The organism is Photobacterium indicum, assembly GCF_003026215.1.
Taxonomy (GTDB): domain Bacteria; phylum Pseudomonadota; class Gammaproteobacteria; order Enterobacterales; family Vibrionaceae; genus Photobacterium; species Photobacterium indicum.
Genome location: NZ_PYOC01000001.1, coordinates 348,741 through 370,828, shown reverse-complemented (window position 1 = coordinate 370,828; position 22,088 = coordinate 348,741). Strand labels below are relative to the sequence as shown.

Annotated in this window: 20 protein-coding genes; 12 read left to right on the top strand and 8 right to left on the bottom strand. The window is 39.9% G+C overall.

The features are described 5' to 3' along the window. The first annotated feature begins 31 nt into the window (after positions 1 to 31). Positions 32 to 529 (top strand): thiol peroxidase, encoded by a 498-nt coding sequence (gene tpx / locus C9J47_RS01565; RefSeq protein ID WP_107251932.1) that lies wholly within the window; start codon positions 32 to 34, stop codon positions 527 to 529. A gap of 686 nt (positions 530 to 1,215) precedes the next feature. Here the strand turns inward: tpx and C9J47_RS01560 are convergent. The 5 genes from C9J47_RS01560 to C9J47_RS27265 all read right to left on the bottom strand — a co-directional run bounded on the left by C9J47_RS01560 (position 1,216) and on the right by C9J47_RS27265 (position 3,075). Next, a complete protein-coding gene (locus tag C9J47_RS01560) occupies positions 1,216 to 1,470 on the bottom strand; it encodes a hypothetical protein (RefSeq protein ID WP_107251931.1) in 255 nt (84 codons plus the stop codon). A 63-nt stretch (positions 1,471 to 1,533) separates the two neighbouring features. Then, complete coding sequence (locus C9J47_RS01555; protein WP_107251930.1) at positions 1,534 to 1,800, bottom strand: hypothetical protein; 267 nt, start codon at positions 1,798 to 1,800, stop codon at positions 1,534 to 1,536. Between the two features lie 286 nt (positions 1,801 to 2,086). Then, complete coding sequence (locus C9J47_RS01550) at positions 2,087 to 2,329, bottom strand: hypothetical protein (RefSeq protein WP_146150831.1); 243 nt, start codon at positions 2,327 to 2,329, stop codon at positions 2,087 to 2,089. A gap of 17 nt (positions 2,330 to 2,346) precedes the next feature. Further along, positions 2,347 to 2,697, bottom strand: coding sequence for a hypothetical protein (locus C9J47_RS01545; protein WP_107251928.1), 351 nt, complete (start codon positions 2,695 to 2,697; stop codon positions 2,347 to 2,349). Between the two features lie 270 nt (positions 2,698 to 2,967). Further along, positions 2,968 to 3,075 carry a LysR family transcriptional regulator gene (locus tag C9J47_RS27265; RefSeq protein WP_281258908.1) on the bottom strand — a complete coding sequence of 36 codons (108 nt, stop codon included), beginning with the start codon at positions 3,073 to 3,075 and terminating at the stop codon, positions 2,968 to 2,970. Between the two features lie 134 nt (positions 3,076 to 3,209). Here C9J47_RS27265 and C9J47_RS01535 point away from each other — a divergent pair, with 134 nt between their 5' ends. Next, a complete protein-coding gene (locus tag C9J47_RS01535) occupies positions 3,210 to 4,139 on the top strand; it encodes a Rossmann-fold NAD(P)-binding domain-containing protein (protein WP_107251927.1) in 930 nt (309 codons plus the stop codon). A gap of 305 nt (positions 4,140 to 4,444) precedes the next feature. Next, positions 4,445 to 6,505, top strand: a complete 2,061-nt coding sequence (gene mrdA / locus C9J47_RS01530; protein WP_107251926.1) for a penicillin-binding protein 2 — start codon at positions 4,445 to 4,447, stop codon at positions 6,503 to 6,505. A 156-nt stretch (positions 6,506 to 6,661) separates the two neighbouring features. Here mrdA and C9J47_RS01525 read toward each other — a convergent pair whose 3' ends face one another. After that, positions 6,662 to 7,357, bottom strand: a complete 696-nt coding sequence (locus C9J47_RS01525; protein WP_107251925.1) for a CatB-related O-acetyltransferase — start codon at positions 7,355 to 7,357, stop codon at positions 6,662 to 6,664. 355 nt (positions 7,358 to 7,712) lie between these two features. On the opposite strand from C9J47_RS01525, the gene yieH reads away from it, so the two are divergent. Next, entirely contained in the window at positions 7,713 to 8,369 is a 657-nt protein-coding gene (yieH, locus tag C9J47_RS01520; RefSeq protein WP_107251924.1) for a 6-phosphogluconate phosphatase, read from the top strand. A gap of 112 nt (positions 8,370 to 8,481) precedes the next feature. Here yieH and C9J47_RS01515 read toward each other — a convergent pair whose 3' ends face one another. Further along, positions 8,482 to 9,789 (bottom strand): tetratricopeptide repeat protein, encoded by a 1,308-nt coding sequence (locus C9J47_RS01515; protein WP_107251923.1) that lies wholly within the window; start codon positions 9,787 to 9,789, stop codon positions 8,482 to 8,484. Between the two features lie 354 nt (positions 9,790 to 10,143). On the opposite strand from C9J47_RS01515, the gene C9J47_RS01510 reads away from it, so the two are divergent. Beyond that, entirely contained in the window at positions 10,144 to 10,527 is a 384-nt protein-coding gene (locus C9J47_RS01510; protein WP_107251922.1) for a DUF3302 domain-containing protein, read from the top strand. After that, the gene (locus tag C9J47_RS01505; protein WP_107251921.1) at positions 10,527 to 11,657 is read left to right on the top strand and encodes an HlyD family secretion protein; all 1,131 of its coding nucleotides are present in this window, start codon (positions 10,527 to 10,529) and stop codon (positions 11,655 to 11,657) included. The genes C9J47_RS01510 and C9J47_RS01505 overlap by 1 nt, the downstream gene beginning before the upstream one ends. Before the next feature lie 80 nt (positions 11,658 to 11,737). On the opposite strand, the gene C9J47_RS01500 is transcribed toward C9J47_RS01505, so the two are convergent. Next, on the bottom strand, positions 11,738 to 12,247 hold the full coding sequence (locus C9J47_RS01500) for a porin family protein (RefSeq protein WP_107251920.1): 510 nt from the start codon (positions 12,245 to 12,247) through the stop codon (positions 11,738 to 11,740). Positions 12,248 to 12,439: 192 nt separating this feature from the next. Between C9J47_RS01500 and C9J47_RS01495 the strand changes: the two genes are divergently transcribed. The 6 genes from C9J47_RS01495 (at position 12,440) to tal (ending at position 22,019) form a co-directional block, all read left to right on the top strand. Further along, on the top strand, positions 12,440 to 14,221 hold the full coding sequence (locus C9J47_RS01495; protein WP_107251919.1) for an amidohydrolase: 1,782 nt from the start codon (positions 12,440 to 12,442) through the stop codon (positions 14,219 to 14,221). 402 nt (positions 14,222 to 14,623) lie between these two features. Then, the gene (locus tag C9J47_RS01490; RefSeq protein ID WP_006228741.1) at positions 14,624 to 14,794 is read left to right on the top strand and encodes a XapX domain-containing protein; all 171 of its coding nucleotides are present in this window, start codon (positions 14,624 to 14,626) and stop codon (positions 14,792 to 14,794) included. Between the two features lie 50 nt (positions 14,795 to 14,844). Further along, positions 14,845 to 15,555, top strand: a complete 711-nt coding sequence (gene deoD / locus C9J47_RS01485; protein ID WP_006228740.1) for a purine-nucleoside phosphorylase — start codon at positions 14,845 to 14,847, stop codon at positions 15,553 to 15,555. Positions 15,556 to 15,957: 402 nt separating this feature from the next. Continuing rightward, positions 15,958 to 17,448, top strand: coding sequence for a lactate dehydrogenase (locus C9J47_RS01480; protein ID WP_107251918.1), 1,491 nt, complete (start codon positions 15,958 to 15,960; stop codon positions 17,446 to 17,448). A gap of 293 nt (positions 17,449 to 17,741) precedes the next feature. After that, complete coding sequence (locus C9J47_RS01475; protein ID WP_107251917.1) at positions 17,742 to 20,615, top strand: ATP-binding protein; 2,874 nt, start codon at positions 17,742 to 17,744, stop codon at positions 20,613 to 20,615. Positions 20,616 to 21,068: 453 nt separating this feature from the next. Next, the gene (tal, locus tag C9J47_RS01470) at positions 21,069 to 22,019 is read left to right on the top strand and encodes a transaldolase (RefSeq protein WP_107251916.1); all 951 of its coding nucleotides are present in this window, start codon (positions 21,069 to 21,071) and stop codon (positions 22,017 to 22,019) included. Positions 22,020 to 22,088: the final 69 nt, after the last annotated feature.

The following is a 22,088-nucleotide window of genomic DNA, read 5'->3' as shown; positions in this document are numbered from 1 at the left end:
CCACCCATTATTATAAAAAAGAGATCATAAAATGACTACAGTCACTTTCACAGGAAATTCCGTACCGCTCACAGGTCAATTACCAGAAATCAAAGAGAATGCACCATCATTCTCTCTGTGTGGTAACGACTTAACAGATATAACACTCAACCAATTTTTTGGGAAAAAAGTTATTTTAAATATATTCCCAAGTATTGATACGCCAGTTTGTGCAAACAGTGTCATTAAATTTAATGAATTAGCAACAGAGCATACCGATATTGTAATTCTAGGCATTTCTGCAGACTTACCATTCGCAACCAGTCGATTCAATGAGCAGAATAATATTGAACACGTAATGATGGCAAGCTGCTTTCGCTCAAACGAATTTGCGAAAGATTATGGCGTATGTATTGGTGAAGGGCCGTTGTCTGGTTTAACCGCACGTGCCGTGATTGTTCTCAATGAAATAGGGCAAGTGCTATACACCGAACTTGTCAGTGAGATCACTGATGCACCCAATTACGACGCAGCATTAAGCGTGCTGTAATAGCGAAAAGAATGCTGCCATCCCTAGATGGTAGCATCACTGCCTTCACTAAAACCAAGATCTCAAATGAGTAATTACATCTCTTGCTACCACTGTTTTCGATATCAAAAAAGTACTCAAATCTAAGTATGCTTGAACAGCGACTGACACAACGTCATCAAATGAAATTTATATCTCAACATTATCATTTAAGGTCTTACTAAGAATGAAACAGAAAATTATCACCATGACCCTATTTCTCATTTTAGTTTTATCTCTTTCTTTCAGCCTTATTTGGTTAACAAAAACGATAAGTAACAACTTTGATAGTAATAATGTCGACATCATGTTATTTGATAAAAAAGTTTTTTTTAAGTGTCATATTATCTGTTAGCAACACCACCACACTGAAATATAAAATAAAGAAGCTAAATATATGGCAAGACCGTAGCGGCTAAATCAGGGCTAACGAATCTATTTTTTATCAAGGTTGGGGGGGATTTCGCCGCCAGCTTGAGTCTGAAATGAAAAATCGGTCTTTATCGTGAGGTTAACCTGCTTAATGCTAGCCGTGAGTACGTTTACTGTGATTCAGATAGAAAAAGATAACCGCAAAACTCAAGGTTTGTCTTGCGGTCATTCCGGAGCATCTGTGAAGTGAACCGCATTAGCGGTCAGTATCTGAAATTTGGTGATAAAGTTATATTTTAAGACTCAACCACCATCGTATCTCCTATTAATCTTACCCTTAGAGTACTGCCATCCAACAGTGAAAGAACATATTGACGCTCATACTCCACACTCATACCATTAACTTCAAAATCATCATTAACAACATCAAAACCAACGACTTTGCAAAGTTTCTTACCATCATTATAAAATATTGCTGCTTTTTCGATGTTGTTAACAGTTAATAACATCGAACAAATTAAATCCACTGAATCAAATGTAAATACAACCACTTTTCTTTCTCATAAAAAAAGACACCATATAATGACAAGATGATGTCTAGCTTAAAGTTTACACTATGCAACAAGAACATTACGCACAATGATATTATTTATATCCGTAATTATATCAAGACCATCATAATTAAATGTTAATTCACAAAATTTAAATTCACACTGCAACATTTTTAGAATGCCTTGAGATAACATCGCCTTATCTTGGTCGTTAAAGAATTTACCTTTTATAAAATAGCATTTCACATATAATTTTAATTCATCAATATGGTCACCTTCTTGCCCTGTGATTTCTTGATACTCTTCTATTTTATCGAACACAACTTTCATATTAATTTCACTGACTACTATTACTTATATTTAAAAGAAAAACGTAACATTGCTCTTTCTGCTTGTTCGTCAAAGAGACACTGGCTGTCATTAACCAAGCAGTATCATGATGTTCACCATAACAAACTATTTATACACGGGTTTCATCATCTGCTTGAATTTCACTGCTGATAATGACACCAACGTTTCCTTTCTCAACCGATCTTAATGCCCCCAAGCGCCACCAAATCTAGAGCTAATAACAACACGATCATATTCATGCCTAGTCACGACATAATTCTATGACTTATTCAATTTCGCGATTGAGGACTTCAAGGCAACAACGAAATTCCTTTGTTTTGCGAAGTGCTCCAATAAACACTGTCGGCTGAGATCGGTAAGCTTCCATTAAGGTAAAATCTAGGTGTTCATCATTAAAATCTTCATACATATACACTGCAATCAAACACGCTTTAATATTGTCATCATGTAAATTGAGTTCATAAAATTTTGCTGATGAAATTAGTTTTGTTAATCGTTCTTTATTCATAATAAGAGGCATAGTCATTACTTGTAATATTTTGTTCGGTCAACTGCTTCACCTAATGTGAACAGTATTTCTTTAAAAATGTTTGTTGTTTTCAAAGTTGCAATAATCAACGGTGTTTGCTCTTGATACACCTGGTTTAACACCTTTTTTCGACAACCATCTATATCTGAAAAATTACTGACAACAACAGACACACTAGATTTGGTTTTATCTTTCGTAATATCCAAACCTAACTCTTCAGCAAGGCTAAGTACTTCTCTGATTTTGCCTTTTAATTCGTAATGAACAAGGCAAGATTTAACATTTTCCTCATCAAATTTAATACCAATGTTCTTAAGAACTTCTACTTTTGAAATAATATTTTTCATTTTACTCTACCGTCAAAAAGCCTTGGGAGATTCCCAGAGCAAAAAATTATGTCTGTTTATATGCTTGCCATTTATTCTTCATCAATTAAAACAGATAAACACTTTAGTTTTTAATCATTTTTTATGAACTATAAACCACAATGAAAAACAACAAGATAAGAAAGAGTAATAACTCTATTTTTAATTGATTTACGATATATTTCACGCTTAGAAATTAAAGTTAGAATAACCTCTATCGCTTGATTCCAAGATCCTACTGCAATTCGTCTTTTATTCCTTCTCTACAAGCAGAGTTTGACGGCTTATCGTCGGTTGAAACATTCCCACAACTTGCGCAGCAGCAGACATACTTCCATGTTCAGCCACTGCTAGAAATATCCGAATACTGCCTCATTCCATGCTATTCATATTCGTATATCCACCATACTTTATTGTAGGTTTACTATATCGTTAATCCACGACAGACTGCTTAATTAAATAGATGAGGTAACTCGCATAGATGAGGATATTGAATGAAAAATGCATTAGTCTTTGGTGTCTGTGAGGAAATGGGTAAGCACCTTTGCCAAGCATTAATAGAACAACATTGGGAGGTTATGGGGGTAATCAAGGAAAACGAAACTAATGCGCCAGTTCTTGGTAATTTAACATTGGTCGAACTCACTCATACTGATTTAGACTTTCTTTATGATCTAGTCGAAGATGTTGATGCTATTTTTATTCATCAACCAGAGACCAATACTAATCAACGCGACAACCTTATCTTTCCGTTAGAACAAATCATTCAATTAGCGGAGTTTTTTAACCTCCAATTAATCATCACAACAAACAAATACCACATTAAACAAAATCAACTTCCCTCGTTTGCTTTTTGGCATCAAAAAAAGCCTATTAAAATTGCACTACCACATAAACTGCACAACAGGCTATACCATGCAAGCCAATCTGGTGTAAGGGTGTTAGTTATGGGCTGTGGACATACACTCGGTTTTACGCGTAGAAAGTGTTACCTAGGCATGCTAGTAAAAGAAACTGAGCATCAACTTCTTTTGCAATCACCTAGCGAAAAAGCCATGAAACATCATTGGACCTATTTGCCCGACCTCGCTAAAAATTTGGTCCACATCGTTACCCATCAACAGCATGAGTTTAACACTTTCGATACGCTCTATTATTCAGGGCATACCGCGAGCATTAATGATATCGCACGCTGCCTAGCGTTAAGCAGTGGAAAGCCAGTAATCGTTACTCCTTTACATTGGACAATAATGGAATTTATCGCCTTATTTTCCCCCTTATTTAGGGGTTTTTTAAAGGCACGGACATTATGGCAACAAGGAGGGATGTGTCCTCATAACACCTTCCCGCAAATCAATAATAGTGAAATAACACACACTCCATTGGAATTAGCACTTCAAAAATGTTGGGAACAACGGCACTAGCCGCCATTATAAGCGTAAAGAAGAAGCTGAATCCCTACAGACGCAATGACGCCAAGCGCTATGATTTCAGCATCTTAGTTTGCAGTTTTAACGTGTGGGTTAGAGTGACTTACATCAGGTTCGCTGTCTACAATGTTGGGTTGTAACGCGCGTAATCAATAGAGTTCGAGCTAAACCTGATGTTCTCGTAGGTATAAGCTTAAACGAATAGATAAACGCCATATTCACTCCGTCAGATCCTGCTAATAAACGTCTCATGTATAGAAGGCAAAGTTGTGGTCGCCTCTCAATCATAAAGCGTTGTTATGTCGAAAGAAAAAGTAAAAGTAAAAATCAGAGATCACCAATCCGAAATGGCGCTGTTTACTCGCCGCGCCATTACTGCTTTCCTATTTATGCTTGTCGGTGTAGGAGTATTGCTTACCAACCTCTACCATTTACAAGTTAAAAACCACAGCCAATATCAAGCGCGTTCCAATAATAACCGTATCAAAGTCATTCCTGTTGAGCCAAACCGTGGTCGTATCTACGATCGTAACGGGGTGTTATTGGCGCAGAATACGCCAGTCTATTCCCTCGAATTAGTGCCCGAGAAAGTGCACGATATAGACGCGACCTTAGCGTCGTTAAAAAGCTTATTAGGCTTGAACGAGAGCGACATTGCTCAATTCCAAAAAGCCATGCACCGAACGTTGCGCACCCGCCCGGTTACTTTAATTGAACAGATGAGTGAAGTACAAGTTGCCGAGTTTTCGGTGAATCAATTTCACTATGATGGAGTCGATGTCGATGCTTACCTTGAACGCTATTACCCGTACAGTGCGAACCTAACACATGTATTGGGATACGTCGGTAAAATTAATGACCGTGATATTCGCCGTCTAAAAGAAGAAGAGAAGTACACCAATTACAAAGCAACACGCACCATCGGTAAGTTAGGAATTGAACGCTATTACGAAGACACGTTACACGGTCAATCGGGTTACGAGAAAGTCGAAATTGATAGTCGCGGCCGCGTAGTACGAACACTCGATTATGTCGCGCCTATTTCGGGTCAAGATATCAAATTGAATATAGATATAGGCTTGCAGTTATACGCAAACAAACAACTAACCATCAAAAAAGAAAACCCGATCACGCACAAGATGGAAGATTATCACCGCCGAGGCTCAATCGTAGTGTTAGACCCACGTGATAATTCGGTATTGGCGATGGTGTCTAGCCCAAGTTACGACCCGAATTTGTTTGTGCATGGCATATCATCGAAGCGCTACAATGCATTGCTGAATGACCCTGATCACCCATTATTGAACCGAACGACATTGGGCGTGTACCCACCGGGATCGACAGTAAAGCCACAGATTGCCGTAGCTGCGTTAAGTGAAGGGGTAATTTCGCCAAACACCACACGCAATTTTCCTGGTTGGTGGCGTATTCCTCATTCGAAAAGCCGTAAATTCCGCGATGATGTACGTTGGGGGCACGGTGAAGTGAATGTCGTAAAAGCGATCGAACAATCTGTCGATACCTTCTTCTACCAAGTAGCGTATGACATGGGGATCGACCGTTTATCGATATGGATGAACAAATTCGGTTATGGTGAACCGTCAGGCATTGATATCAACGAAGAAAGTACCGCCAATATGCCAACCCGAGAATGGAAGCATGCTCATTACCACCAAGCCTGGTATCAAGGCGATACCATTCCGGTTGGTATCGGACAAGGCTATTGGACAGCGTCACCGATGCAGATTGCGAAAGCGACTGCTGTGGTCGCAGATGAAGGCGTGGTACATCGCCCACATTTGTTAAAAGCTGTAATGGAAGGTGGGCAATTTGAACCTGTGCTGTTCAAAGATTACCCACGTATCAGTGAAGCGAAAAAGCAGAATTGGGATTTAGCGAAAGAAGGCATGCACCGCGTAATAGTTTCGGGAACTGCACGTAAGCTGTTTAAAAACTTGGCATATGAAGCGGGTGGTAAAACTGGTACCAGCCAGGTATTTGGTTTAGCAAAAGGCCAGAAATACAACTCGAAAGAGGTGGCAGAACACCTTCGTGACCATGCTCTGTTTACAGGTTTTGCGCCATTGAACCACCCGAAGGTATTAGTGGCTATTGTGCTAGAAAATGCTGGCTGGGGTAAATATGCGGCACCAATTGCGCGTAATATTATGGACTATGCTCTGGTGAAGCCGACCATTAATTTAGATGCGGATCCGTCAAATTTACCGCCCGATCAACTGATGACACACGATGGGATACATGTGAATGTACACAACAAAACGCAAACAACATTACCCAAGAAAGAGCTGGCGCATCACAAAATAAAAGTACTCGACAGCGAGCAGGTGAAGCACAGTTAATATGCGCTGATTGCAATGCGTGAAATAAACAGCAGGAAATTAAAAATAGGGCCATGGTATTGTTCCAATCAACCGTACCATGCCCTATACCCAAGTGACTTCAAGATGCTCGTTTCAGTAAGAACCTTGAGGTAGCTTAGTATATTATTCCCACATCTATTCATCAGTGCTTTTTAACATATCCTGAAACTGAAGGAACCGCCGATATAAACCATCAATATCAGAACTGCACATCAAATCCATATTGGCTTGCAGCACTTCAATCGGCCAATCCCACCACTTCATTTCAAGCAGCATTTCAATTTGGGATTCAGTAAAACGGGATTTCACTGCATTACCGGGATTACCAACAACAATGGTGTATGGTTCAACATCTTTCGTCACCACAGCCCGTGCGCCAATAACGGCACCATCACCAATTGTTACGCCAGGCATAATGACACATTCACTGCCTATCCAGACATCGTTGCCAATAATGGTATCACCAGCAAGCTCGAAGCCAGATTTTACTTTATCGCCAAAAACCTCGTAATCAAAAGGAAAAGACGATACCCACTCGTGCCGATGCCCTTGATTACCAGCCAGCATAAACGTTGCACCAGATGCAATAGAACAATATTTACCGATGATCAGTTTATCGACATCACCGAACACCCCTGATTCCCATACAGTCTGGCTAGAGCTATCTCCGAGTAAGTAACGTACACATTGATCTTCAAAGTGCTTATCGTGGTAGTAACCAGAATAATACGTGAAGTCACCCACTTCGATATTGGGATTGGTAACATGCTTGTTTATTTCGTAGCCACCAATCCATGTGGAAAAGATGGTAGAAGATGATTTTGAAGACATAGAAACACCCTAATTGTTCGCGGCCCCCTTATTGCATTTTGACTAGAACCTTATCTATGCACTTTTTTATTGGCACTTTCTGATAAGAACAACTCTATGTTCATAACACAATAAAACGACAACACTGCCTTTATCTGCTTTTGTTAAAAAGTATAGTATGTTACTCGCAACGACAATATCTCACATTGATATAAATCGTCGATAATTCTTTATATTGAAACGAATATTTTAATTGCTCAATATCGCAAACTTTCCGATTAAAATGGTTAAAGATAACAAAATACTTATATACATCTTGTAGAAACTTTTTTGCTGTATTAACAGTATATAGGAGATGAAATTAGGAGCATGTAGCATGAAAAAGGAAAGGCCTATTCAGTGTGTTATTTTTGATTGCGATGGCACATTAGTTGATAGTGAAAAGCTATGTAATCAAGCATTAGTCAATATTTTTGCCAAGTTTGGTGTAACACTCGACCTTGACGATTGTATGCGTCATTTCCAAGGTGGAAAGATGGCTGATATTCTAACTGAAACCTGCAAACGTGCTGGATTAACGATTTCTCTCGATGTACTTGAACCGATATATCGTCAAGAATGTAATCAGCTATTTGAAAAGGGCTTACAACCCATACAAGGTGTACCTGAGTTATTAGCCACTCTGACGAACAATAATTATGAAATGTGTATCGCGTCGAATGCTCCTGTTCATAAAATTGAGCACATATTGGGTTTAACAGGCTTACTTCCATATTTTGATGGGAAGCTATATAGTGCCTTCGAAGCAAACAGTTGGAAACCTGAACCTGATTTACTTCATCTTGCGGCAATGAATATGGGTATCCCACTCCATCAATGTATTTTCGTTGACGATACGATAACTGGCGTAATGGCTGGCATTAACGCAGATATTCGCACTTTCCATTTTCTCGCAACCCCAGAATCAGAACAAATTGAACATCCCAATGTTACACAGCTCAACGCAATGCCACAGTTATTAGAATACATTTAAGCGTAGCGTCCATCAGGGGAAAGCTGAATGACTAAACCAAAAGGCTCGAAGAATGAGCCTCTTGATCATATGAACGTTATTCAAATAGCACACGCTTTATAACCGTACCTTGCTACTTAGAAGCTGCTTTCTCTTCAGTTTTATTCGCTAACGAATCCCAAGATGATGCCCAATTTTGCTGCTGGTATTGGCTCGTCGCTGTCTCATTTTTTTCCGCTACTTGCCCACTCGTTGTTACTGCAACACTCTTTGTTACCACAGCACTAGTTGTTACATTAGCATTAGATTTTACTGATTCAGCTGCAAACATGGGAATAATCGGAATATCAGTAACAATCTCTTTCGTTGGTTCAGTCTCCGGTAACACATTACCTGACACAGTACAGCCCGATATTATTTGATTCAGCTCTTCATCTGTTGGTTGATAACCATCTCGCCCGTAAACCTGATCAAGAAGGTGAATCAAAGAATGTGACGCAACAGGTTGTTCGCGTAAAGCTTTATATATTGACTTAGCAACGTTCTGGATATTCAAAATCGACTCGATACCAATATGTTGCACCACTTCATCGCGGCTTTGTTTTGCATCTTTATAACCCGACGCATAAGCAATCGAAAACCATATATAGGCTACCGCAGCATCATTCGCGTTTGACCCTAAATGCATTTGAGCAGCTAGATATTGCGCTTCACTATTGCCTTGTTCAGCTGCTCGCTCTAACCAATAAATAGCATAGATCCGATTTTTTTCGATCCCAATGCCACTTTGGTAACAGTAAGCCGTTTTAATAAATCCTTTAATATCATTGTTTTTTGCAGCTCGTAAACGCCAAATAAATGCACTGTGCGGTTCTTTTAGCGAATTAGACTCAGCAACGTACCAATCCCCTAAAAATAGCTGCGCGGGAACATATTCCATCTCGGCAGATGCAATGATCTTTTCAATACCCGATCCAATATCAGGCTCAACACCACTTCCTTGAATGAGAATTTTTCCCAACGTAAACAAAGCCTCTTCATCTTTACGTTTTGCTTTTACCACCGCCTCCCAGTACAAAGATTTAGCTTCACCATCCGGATCATCAATATCAGCACGGCTCAATCGTGCCATTGCATTTTGGCCAATATCATTATCTAAAACAGCGGCTTTGTTATACCAATTAAGCGCTTCACGAATATTGGTCAATTCATATTCTTTACCGAGCGAAAGCTGACTGAGTATATGGCCCGTCTGGGCTTTAAACATTTTTTCTTCTCGCTCTGCGATCTTCGCTTTTTCTAAAACTAATCGGTATCTTTCATCTTTCAATGCTTGTTGCTTCGCTTGCTCTTCTTTCTTTTTCACCACAAAGGAATACCTGACCACTCCCCAAATCAGTGGCACTACAAGTAATCCTAACCACATAATAAAATCTGGCATACATCCTCAAACAAAAAAGTAACTCACCTCTTATAGCGGCATGGTTTCCTAATTCTGAAGCACAAAATACTGAATTTAATGCGTGATTCTTCTGTAAGAAGAAAAGAGTTAAAAAACCTACCGAATAATCTTTCATTTCGCTTATAACAATAAGCGTCATGTTGATGTGAAATCTTATAAGACAATGACTTATCTGTTTTTTTCAGAATAAAAGATCATTTAGAACTACAATATATGCAACTGTGATGTTAATGTTAACTTATTAACAAATTACGTTAATAATCAAGGCTAAACAACGTTACAACTTATGGCTTACCAGCGTTACATTGCAAATAGAGACTTTAAGGAGCACGGATGTTTCTCGACTATTTCGCATTAGGGTTACTTTTCTTTGTTGCTATCGTCATTTTTTATGGCGTCATTGCAATACACGATATCCCTTATGAAATTTCTAAAAAACGTAATCACCCTCACCAAGATGCTATCCACTATGCAGGATGGGTAAGCTTGTTCACATTACACGCTATATGGCCTTTCTTATGGATTTGGTCCACATTATGGAGAGAAGATCGTGGCTGGGGTTTTACTAAAATTCAAAACGAGCAAAGTGAACTTCACCATGAAATAGGGCAATTAACCGAACAAGTCGAAAAATTGACTGAAAAAGTGGCTCAGCTTGAAGTAGCACAAGCGAAAAGACCACCAGCTCAAGCAGCACAACAAGGGGAGGATATCTAATGGATTTACTACTTATTCTTACCTATACCGCATTATGTATTGCTGTATTTAAAATATTTAAAATCCCATTAAACAAGTGGACTGTACCGACAGCGGTATTAGGTGGCATTGCATTAGTTGGCACACTGATTCTATTAATGAACTATAACCACCCTCATACGGCACTTGGCGGTCAATATTATGTTACAACGCCTATTGTTCCAGGTGTTCGAGGTGAAGTTATTGAAGTACCTGTAACAGCTAATGTGCTACTGAAAAAAGGGGAGGTATTATTCAAACTAGACCCAACGCCTTTTCAAGCAGAAGTGAATTTACAACAAGCCTCGCTAGCCGAAGCAAAACAATTGGTGTTAGGGCTAGAGGCTTCATATAAAGCTGCTCAAGCAACAACATTTAAAGCCAAAGCCGAACGCGATCGTACGTTACAGCAATTCAAACGTTATGAAAAAGGCTATAAAAAAGGCGCATTTACTCAATCAGATGTTGATAACCGTCGCCAATTCTACTTAAGTGCAGAAGCGTCATTGGAAGCAGCAAAAGCTGAAGAGCGCCGCGCAAAACTGGCTTTTGAATCAGAAATAATGGGAGATAACACCAAGGTTGCCCAAATTCGTGCACTATTAACCAAAGCACAATTCAACCTTCAGGAAACCGTTGTAACAGCGCCAACAGATGGTTACGTTACACAGCTTACCTTACGCCCCGGTATGATGGCAGTGCCAGTACCATTACGCCCTGTAATGACCTTTCTTCACCAAGAAGAAGATTTTTTTGTCGGTGCTTTTCGACAAAACTCACTGCTACGCTTAGAAAAGGGATTTAAAGCTGATTTCATTTTCAAGGCATTACCTGGTAAAACATTCCAAGGTGAAGTCGTCGGTGTTCTTCCTGCAATAGGGGAAAGCCAAATTCAAGCACAAGGTACGCTAATCGGTACTGACGCTCTACGTCGTCAAGGGCGTCCATTGGTAACATTGCGTATTACCGATGATATTTCACAATATAATCTACCACGTGGTACGAGTGTTGAAATTGCGGTTTATTCCGATAGCTTTGAGCATGTCTCTATTATGCGTAAAGTCCTTATTCGGATGAAGAGTTGGCAGAATTACCTTTACCTTGATCATTAATCCGTCATTGATGTTCAACAGCAAATTAAAAAGCCCATCAACTCGTTGTTATAAGTTAATGGGCTTTCTTTTATGCTGATTTAAAGTCTAAAGCCAACACCTAGAACAACGGCGTTATTTTCAACTTCACCCATATCTCGATACTCATAACCAAGGGTTAAATCGATTAGTGGGATTAATGTTAAAACAAAGCCTGCTCCGCCAGTAAATCCCCAGCCATCATCTTTAAAACTCGCATTTGAAATATCAACATCGTAATAACTCGTACCAGCTTTAGCGTAAAGGCTACCAATCAATAACGGTAAATCACCACGAAGCGTGATTGGTACAGCGGTATAATCAATGTCATTTTTAAATGATGAAATATCATCATCCACATCTGCACTACCCTGAACGATACCGACATTCACACTAAAAATATCATTAATATGGTAAGTGCCATCAATACCATATTCATACCCAGTATCAGTGTTACCTTTATAGTCAACGCGTGATGCACCCGCACTTGCACCAACAGAAATCCCTAGTATATCGGCACTAGCAGGTAGGCAAGTCAATACGAGCGTAGCAGCAAGCAATAATTTCTTCATTACAACGTTCCTTCGTTTAGCTATCAATATGAAATAAAAGGGGCTTTTTCCTATCTATAACTTTTAGCCCATATTGATTAACTAAGCCAACTTACATCCTGTGTTTCGTGCTCAACCTTTTATTATTTTGCCAATATCAGCAGTAAGAATTTATCGTCTAAGATCTAATAAAATATTGCGAAGGTGATGTAGATGTATAACGCATTAAATGTACGTCTGAGGCTAAACAGATTATTTATTGTTTTTTCTATTCTCGCCATAATTCTGATTACTGTAAGTTGTGATGATAAACACCAGCATGCCGACAATATTTCCTCAGCCGATACTATCTATTTGAATGGTAATATTTTAACCATGGCAATCCCTGAAACAGCAGAAGCACTCGCAATTACAGATGGAAGAATCATTGCTGTAGGTAATGTAGAGACAATCAATTTTTACCGTAATGCTAACACTACCGTCATCGATTTAAAGGGGAAAACCCTGCTACCAGGCTTTATTGATGCTCACAGCCACTTCACAACCGTCCTTAAAATTAATAATTGGGCGAATATTTCAGCTCCCCCTGTTGGCATAATCGAAAACTTTATAGATTTGCTTGCAGCATTGCTTAAACACAAAGAACAACACGCGATCAAAAAAGGAGAATGGATCATCGCTTATGGTTACGATCCCACCGCATTAGAAGAGTTATACGACATAACGATCAATGAACTTGATCCTGTTTTTCCCGAGAATCCAGTCATGATCATGCATGTATCAAACCATGGTGCAGTGCTGAACTCACTCGCGCTTGAAGCTTTCAACATTAATGAACAAACACCTACTCCTTATGGCGGTATTATTAGCCGGATTAAAGGCACAAACGAACCCGCTGGTTTAGTAATGGAGGCTGCTTTTCTCCCTATTTATCGAACACTGTCTAAACCTGATGAACAAGCTTTATTGGGTTCTCTATTTCGAGCCCAAATGGAATACGCAAAATATGGCTACACTACGATTGTTGATAGCTCAACGTTACAGAAAGAGTTTGAATTACTACAACAAGCAGCGGTGAATAAACAACTCTTCCTCGATGTTATTTCACTGCCTTTATTCACCGATATAAAAAGCATTCTAGACAAAAATACCGTTGAACCCGCGCAATACTCCGATCATTTAAAACTCGGGGGAATGAAACTTATCATGGATGGCTCGCCACAAAGCAAAGGGGCCTGGTTTACCCAACCGTATTTAACCGGAAATGCTGACCCAGATAATCTGGATAACACGAATTCCGCTTGGCGTAGTGAGCCAATCATGCCTTACAGTAAATTCAAACAATATTATCAATATAGTGTTGAACAGGGTTTACCCGTATACACCTCTGCGAATGGTGACGCTGCAATCGACACAGTCATTCAAGTTAACTATGAACTCAAAATCAATCACAAACAAAACCAACGTCATGTTGTGGTCAATTCACAATTCATGCGCCCTTCTCACTTTAATCAGTTTAAAAAGCTTGGGCTTATCCCTAGTTTTTTTAGCAACAATGCTTTTTTCTGGGGTGATGCACAGGTAAATAGTTTAGGTAAAGAACGGGCTTTTACGTCCAATCCTATGCAGTCAGCTTTAAAGCAAGAATTACGGTTCACTAACCATACCGATTTCTCGGTGACCCCTTTAAACCCTTTATTTATGGTATGGACGGCAGTCAACCGACTGTCTCGGGGGGGCACTATTATTGGTACCGATGAACGAATATCACCGGTTCAAGCTTTGAAAGCGATCACCATCAATGCGGCTTACCAGTTTTTTGAGGAATCAGAAAAAGGATCATTAGAAGCAGGCAAAGTCGCAGACCTTGTCATACTCGATAAAAATCCACTCACTGTCGCTGCTGGCGAGATAGATACCATTCAGGTTGTCGAAACAATCAAGGCGGGTAAAACAATTTACCCCGAATCAGGATTAGCAGTAAATACCCAATGAAAACCATTACAAGATCACATTATTCATATTTTGTATTCATATTGTTCACCACACAGAACATCAAAACAAAAATCATTTCAATTCAATAGGTAACAACTGATATTTACATCATTAATAATTTATTCAGCACCAACAAATCGAGCTTTAGCAAACGATTCCCCTCTCGCTTTCAACAGATTTGGTTATCAAGGTGCTATTTTTGTTAGTGAAGAAATGAAAATGTGATCATGATCTCGAGACAAGAAAGAGCAGTTCCATAAACTAGCCACACAACAAACGGTAAGCTTTACCAATTTAAATTGGCATTGATTAAAGGCGCCTTCCGATAAAAATCGGACCAATAGAGCAGCCTATTTACCGTTACTTTTTTATGTAGATATGTAACACACAGAGGGTAAACACATGAGCGAGATCATGCTTGCTATTTTTGCTGGCTTTATTGTCGGCGCATTCTTTACTGCGGTTAAACTGCCGTTACCGGCACCACCCGTATTGTCTGGCATTATGGGAATCGTAGGTGTTTACCTTGGTGGTGTTGCCTACCAAACAGTTATTGAACGCTTTTTCTCGTAAGTATTAACTTACAGACTCATCTATTCTAATCAAATTTCTAGGACCTAATTATGGCTACTCCACATATTAATGCTGAACTTGGTGATTTTGCAGAAACAGTCTTAATGCCAGGTGATCCGCTTCGCGCAAAATTCATCGCTGAGAATTTCTTGGAAGATGTAAAACAAGTGTGTGACGTACGTAGCATGCTAGGTTTTACTGGCACTTACAAAGGTAAGCGCGTTTCAGTAATGGGTCACGGTATGGGTATCCCTTCATGTTCTATTTACGTTCATGAACTTATCAAAGATTTTGGTGTGAAAAACATCATTCGTGTTGGTAGCTGTGGCGCCGTACACGACGACGTTAAATTAATGGACGTTATCATTGGTATGGGTGCATCAACTGACTCTAAAGTGAACCGTATTCGTTTTAATGACCACGATTTCGCTGCAATCGCTGATTTCCACTTACTAGAAACATCTGTACAGCAAGCACGCCTACAGAACGTGAATGTACGTGTAGGTAACATTTTCTCTGCCGATTTATTCTACAGCCCAGAAGAAGGCCTTTTCGATAAGATGGAAAAGCTAGGCATGCTAGGTATCGATATGGAAGCGGCTGGTATTTATGGTGTTGCCGCTGAACTAGGTGCTAAAGCACTGACTATTCTAACCGTATCTGATCACATTAAACGTGGTGAGAAACTAAGCTCTGAAGATCGCCAAAAGTCGTTTGGTGAAATGATGAATGTGGCACTAGAAACAGCAGTAAACATCTAGGCTACGTAACTTCAGGCGTAAAAATAAGATATTGCGGTTAGGGTTTTCCCCGATTCTCTGGCCGCCCTTCTGCCAACGCAGAATTAATATCAATGACATTGATTAAAATCGCAATGTCATCGCTATTAACAAAAAAAACAGAAATACGAAAAAGGGAAAAGTTAGTGTCACAAGGAGGTTGTTATTGAGCATTATCGCAGCTCAACTTTTTGTAAAATGTGGCGTCTTACACAATTTGAATTGGGAAAACAATCATGTCGATTCTTTCTCAGCGATTAATACAAAATAACAACTAACTTGCACAACGCTAATGCCGTACTGGACAGAAGGTTTACTGCCTTTTGTCCAGTGCCCTTCTCCCCCAATCTTATTGCTCCAGCACAAGGATAGGGTTAGGCTGTTATGATGAAAACACTTCACTCAAACATAGACAATACCTTGCTACCTCCAGCATATGAATCTTTACAGCTAAATCATTGCAAAACTGTCAGTTGCAAAAACTTTGGTTCCAAAGATGAACAACACTATGTTATGCAACGTACTAACCCTAATCGTCCTACATTAATATGTCGTGAGTGTGGTGCTTTTCCACCAGTATTAAATAATCATGATGTAGTCGCTGAAGTCACTCGCCTAAAAGTCGCGCAAAGTAGTGGTTTACCCGCCTGCTGCAATCCCGACTGCGATAACCTTGGTTTACCCGTTCTGACACATCGTCACCTTTACCATGCTTTTGGTTACAGTGGTGATCGACAGCGTTACCGCTGTAAATGCTGTCAAACAACCTTCGTGGATCGCTGGTCTGGCTTTAATGGCAAACACCTTGTGCAACAGAAGTTACTCGCAATGCTTTTCACTGGCTATTCTGTCCGCGATATTTGCCGCCGTTTGAGCATGAACCCAAAATCGTTCTACGATCAGCTTTCACACATTGCCAGCCGTTGCCGTCGTCAACTCTCGATGTTTGATGCTCGCTTGTTTAAACATGCACAAACACTCAGCTTAGCGACAGACATGAAGCCATTACAGCCTAATAGTGATAATGGTGTGTTATGGATTGCAACCGGTGAAGCCACATCAGGCTACATCGTCGGGCAGCATGTTAATTATCACCAAAGTGATGTCCAAAATCCGAGCGAAAGTCACGACCCATATAAAAATGATACCCGCTTTATGGCAGCTCCTGCGCCTAAATTGGTAGAAGTACCATCATCACACCCTCAAGGTATTTTAGCGCGCGTTGATGCGATGTATCGTGAAGTATTAGATCGTACCAATATGGAAGATCCACTCAGTAATATTGCACGGTTTAATTACCCTTCAAAAGGGTGCTTAATCCGCCCACAATATACAGTCTATGCGCATTATCTGCACTTATCACAAATGCTTGAATATAATGAATCTTTGGCAATATTTATGCCTCAAGAAACCTTATTGCGCTCTGCATGTGTCTCTGTTTTTATTGATCGGATTAAGAATAAAACCATTAACCCACTTTACGTCGTAGAAGATACAGGCTGGCAACGCGGTCAAGTAGCTGGGCGTGTTGATATCGTATTAATGGGATGGTGGCGTGATCGCTGGGCATTTACTCGTCATGGTGAAATAAACAAAGGGATAAGTCATTTAGGCGGTGACAAAGGTAACGAAGCTAAATGGTTAGAGCTGGCATCACACCGCAGTATTAGCGAATATCAAAAACGATTCCATGATCAGTTTTCGCAATTAGTGAATGAACCGCGTCGTAAGCTTCGCCCTGCAGGTTTGCTACCTTTACTGGATATTTATCGAGCATGGCATAACCTTTGCCATCAAGATCGATCAGGCCTAACGCCAGCTCAACAAGTTGGACTCACGCCAGCCCCATTAACACTGGAACAGTTGCTTAATTAACTCTTTTACAATGCGTTACCTTACAACCTCTGCCAGCAAGGCGGGCATATACCTAAAACCTGCCTTGCAATCCGCTTTTCTTTCCCGTCTTAGCATACAATAATCAACAGATAAGCATCGGTATCTTCACATATTATTCAGATATAGATAAAGTTGTTAGTAAGAGAGTCAATACTAAATGTATAAATATTGTTAATATCGGCATTCAGTCGTTATTCATGCTGTAATGGTTAGCGTGTACTCACTACGTGCCTTCGTTCGATATTGAAATGGATTTCATAAAAAGAGATGTTATGCGGTTAATTCCAAACAAAATTAAACCTATTTTATTAGCCAGCATGTTAGCTGTTGGTATTATTCCAGCCTTCTTATACAGCTGGATCAGCAGTGAGAAACTGTCGACTGTGGCATTGGGGCAAATAGCAAAAGGGATCAGTAGCCCCACCAACATTGCAGCCAAAAACATCGATGATATTATCGCTAATCGATTATTAAGCTTAAAGGTATTGTCCAGTTCACCAATATTCGAGCAAGATGCACCTATAGCGTCATATCCTGCATCAGACAGCCAAGGGTTTATCAGTCACTACCTGACCAAGCTCACTGAGGTTGATCAAGCTTTTAATGCCATTCACCTTGTTGAGAAAAAAGGAGATGACTTTTTTATTAGCCGTTCCTCCCGTTCTTTAGAAACCGTTACTCTTCATAATGAACTACGCAAATTCGGCCTAATAAACATTGAGTCTGCCATTAAACAAATGGCAGCGACAGGCGATAATGTTTTCATTTCGGTGCCACAAGATCTCATTTCTGTACCTTGCTTGCTACTCATTACGAAAGTGAACAATGATTCAGATACAGCCGCGAGCGATGACCGTTACCTCGTCGTTGAATACCTTTTAAATGAGATTAATGAAAGTCTAACCTACTTTTCCGACAACATCGCCAGTGCTGAATATGTTTTAATCATCAACAATGATGGTAATACGATTCTTTCTGGTAGAAATCAAGGACGGTCACTACAAGTATTCAACGACTTTAAACAGAATTATAGTGCGGGTGCATTTAGTGAGAACAATATGCAATATGGTGTTTCTCATTACACCAATCGTTATGGCGATGAATTACTTACGACAGTTTCTCCCCTTAATACCCTCAACAATAACAATAAATCACAGTGGTCGTTGGTTACTATTACACCGCAACATGTCGCAACCCAAGCTATCGATTACCTTTACCGGTATTTCATGCTGGCGCTATTGTTTACCGCTTGTATTGTCATGGTTTTGTCGATTGTACTTACAAAGCGAATCACCGTACCGCTAGCAAAACTCACACGTTTTGCAGCACATTTTAAGCTTGGTAACTACACCAGTCAGCATACCCTTAAAGGTCCACATGAATTTCAAGTACTGCAAGAAGCACTGAATCAAGGCGCGACAAAAATTGCGTATGATACACAGCGGTTGAACCAAGCATTAGAAAAAGCAGAAGCCGCTGATCGCGCGAAATCCACCTTCTTGGCCAACCTCTCGCATGAAATTCGTACCCCAATGAATGGGATGCTAGGGCTATCGCAGTTACTGTTAAAAACAGACCTAACGCAAGAACAAAGACATCACCTTCTGACATTGCTCGATTCAGGTAAGCACATGATGTCGATACTCAACGACATTTTGGATTTCTCTAAAATTGAACAAGGACAGTTCAAACTCAATAAAGCCAATTTCTGTATTACAGATTTAGTCGGCACAATTGAAAGCACTTACTATTCGCTAGCAAAAGAGAAAGGTCTCGATTTCTCCATTCAATGTCACTTTGACTCTAACAGTTGGTTTTTTGCTGATAAATCTCGTATTCGCCAAATACTGTTTAATGTGATTAACAATGCTATTAAGTTTACTGATAAAGGTGAAGTAAGGGTGTCGTTAAACCAAGAACAATGCGACAACCCTAGAGAAAGAAAACTCATTATTACCGCTCAAGATACAGGGATTGGTATTGCTGAAGATCGTATGCAGCAAATTTTTGACCCATTTTCGCAAGCAGAAATATCAACCAGTCGTCGGTTTGGTGGCACAGGGTTAGGTTTAAGTATTGTTAAGCAGCTGGTAAACCTAATGAATGGTGATATTCAGTTAGAAAGTACATATGGTAAAGGCTCAACGTTTACCATTACCTTAGTGGTCGAACAAGGCTACTATAAACAAGAAAAACAACAAAACATTGAATTTGATCGCTGTGCTTTTATTGGTTTAAAAGTACTTATTGTTGAAGATAATAATTTGAATGTGCTCATCATCGAGTCATTCCTTAAACAATATGGCTTTAATACACACGCGGTAGAAAATGGTGCGGAAGCACTCAAAATACTCGAACACGAATATTTTGATGTGATCTTAATGGATAATCACATGCCAGTAATGGATGGCATTGAAGCCACTAAACGTATTCGTGCTCTTAATTCCGCTATTTGCCAAATACCCATCTTTGCATGTACTGCCGATGTATTTGAAGAAACCCAAAAAAACATGCTCAATGCAGGGGCAGATTGCGTTATCACCAAACCACTTGATGAACGTAAATTGCAAGATGCATTACAACGATTCAAAAGCAAGATTACGGCAATGGCCTCACTAAGAGCTGAGCCAGAAGACATTACGCCGACAATGCCCGCGAAAGCATCTAGTTCGCTATTGATGAATAACAATATTGAAGAGGCAGAGATCGTTACAACCGAACACGATATTGAGCCAGTCAGTGAACAAAGCAACGCCGATCATTCATTTGAATCATTCGATATCCCCCTCGACCCAACGCAATTTAAGCACATCGAGTTGAGCACTTTGCTAGACATGATGGACGACGACCATAACATTGTTGTTCAATTTTTAATGATGTTTGCACAAGAGCACGCTAATGATGTCAGTAAATTTGAACAAGCACTGAAACAGTCTGACTTTGATGCGGCAATATTAATTAGCCACTCATTAAAAGGAGCATCAGGCAGCATAGGTGCATTTAAGGTTAGTCAAGCCGCTCAAACCGTCGAAAAGAAAGTCAAAATAAAAGCATTGCCGCCAGAAAACGAAATCGCATTACTCGCGAAGGAACTGCAGTGCGTAATAAAAGAAATTCACCAACAAATAACAGTTACAGCAATATAAACCTGTAATTAAAGCCATCATAATAGCGTATGGATCGACTTATCATTTGGTCCATACGCTTGATAACTTATCTACCATCACTCCTATGACATCTCATAATCAACAGTAATTGCTCACCATTAATGAGCATCCGCTCACAACACAGATCACTTGCTCATTCATTTGCTACGCTGAACAAACAGTGAAACCGTCCATTCAAACAGCAAATTAAGCAAAAAACAGGACCTAGCTGATAAAAAATGAGACCCAAGCACGCTTTGATGCAGTTGATAATTGACAAATTCCTGCAAAAAGACAATTATCGAAACATCAATTGCTCTTAGCTAACCCATTTGCTCACCAGGTATGTTTTTGGTTTGCAGGAATTACGTTAAGAACTCGTGAATATACTTTTGCTAGCTCCAATTTAAGCTAGCATTGAGACAAGCCCAAATACGTTGAAGGTCGAGATATATGAGCACTAAACTGGAACAATTGCGCGCACTAACCACTGTTGTTGCTGACACTGGCGACATCGAAGCAATCAGTAAATATCAGCCTGAAGATGCAACGACAAATCCATCGTTGATTCTTAAAGCAGCTCAGATTGCTGAATATGCTCCTCTTATCGACGCTTCTATTGCTTACGCTAAAGCACAAAGCAATGACAAAACTCAGCAAGTTGCAGACACCTGCGACATGCTTGCCGTTAACATCGGTAAAGAAATCCTAAAAGTTGTACCTGGTCGTATTTCAACAGAAGTTGATGCACGCCTTTCTTATGATACAGAAGGCAGTGTAATTAAAGCACGTCAGCTTATTAAAATGTATAACGATGCTGGCATCACTAACGATCGTATCCTTATTAAGTTAGCGTCGACTTGGGAAGGCATTCGCGCCGCTGAAATCCTAGAAAAAGAAGGCATTAACTGTAACCTAACACTTCTATTCTCTTTCGCTCAGGCACGTGCTTGTGCTGAAGCTGGTGTATTCTTAATTTCTCCTTTCGTTGGTCGCATCATGGACTGGTATAAAGCGAAAGAAGGTCGTGACTTTGAACCATCTGAAGATCCTGGCGTAGTTTCTGTTACAAGCATTTACGACTACTACAAAGCGTATGGCTACAAAACAGTTGTTATGGGCGCGAGCTTCCGTAACATCGGCGAAATTCTTGAGCTTGCTGGTTGTGATCGTCTAACTATCAGCCCTAACCTACTTCAAGAACTTGAAGAAGCAACGGGTGAAGTTGTTGAAAAGCTGATTGACACCAATGGCACTAAAGAACGCCCAGCAGCAATGACACACGCTGAATTCCTATGGGAACATAACCAAGACCCAATGGCTGTTGAAAAACTGGCTGACGGTATCCGTAACTTTGCGGTTGACCAAGGTAAGCTTGAAGTTATGATCGCAGAGCGTCTATAAGACTTTATTGTATTTCAGAAAGCGGCCTTCCAGCCGCTTTCTTACTTTTGAATTGTTTAAATTTTTTGG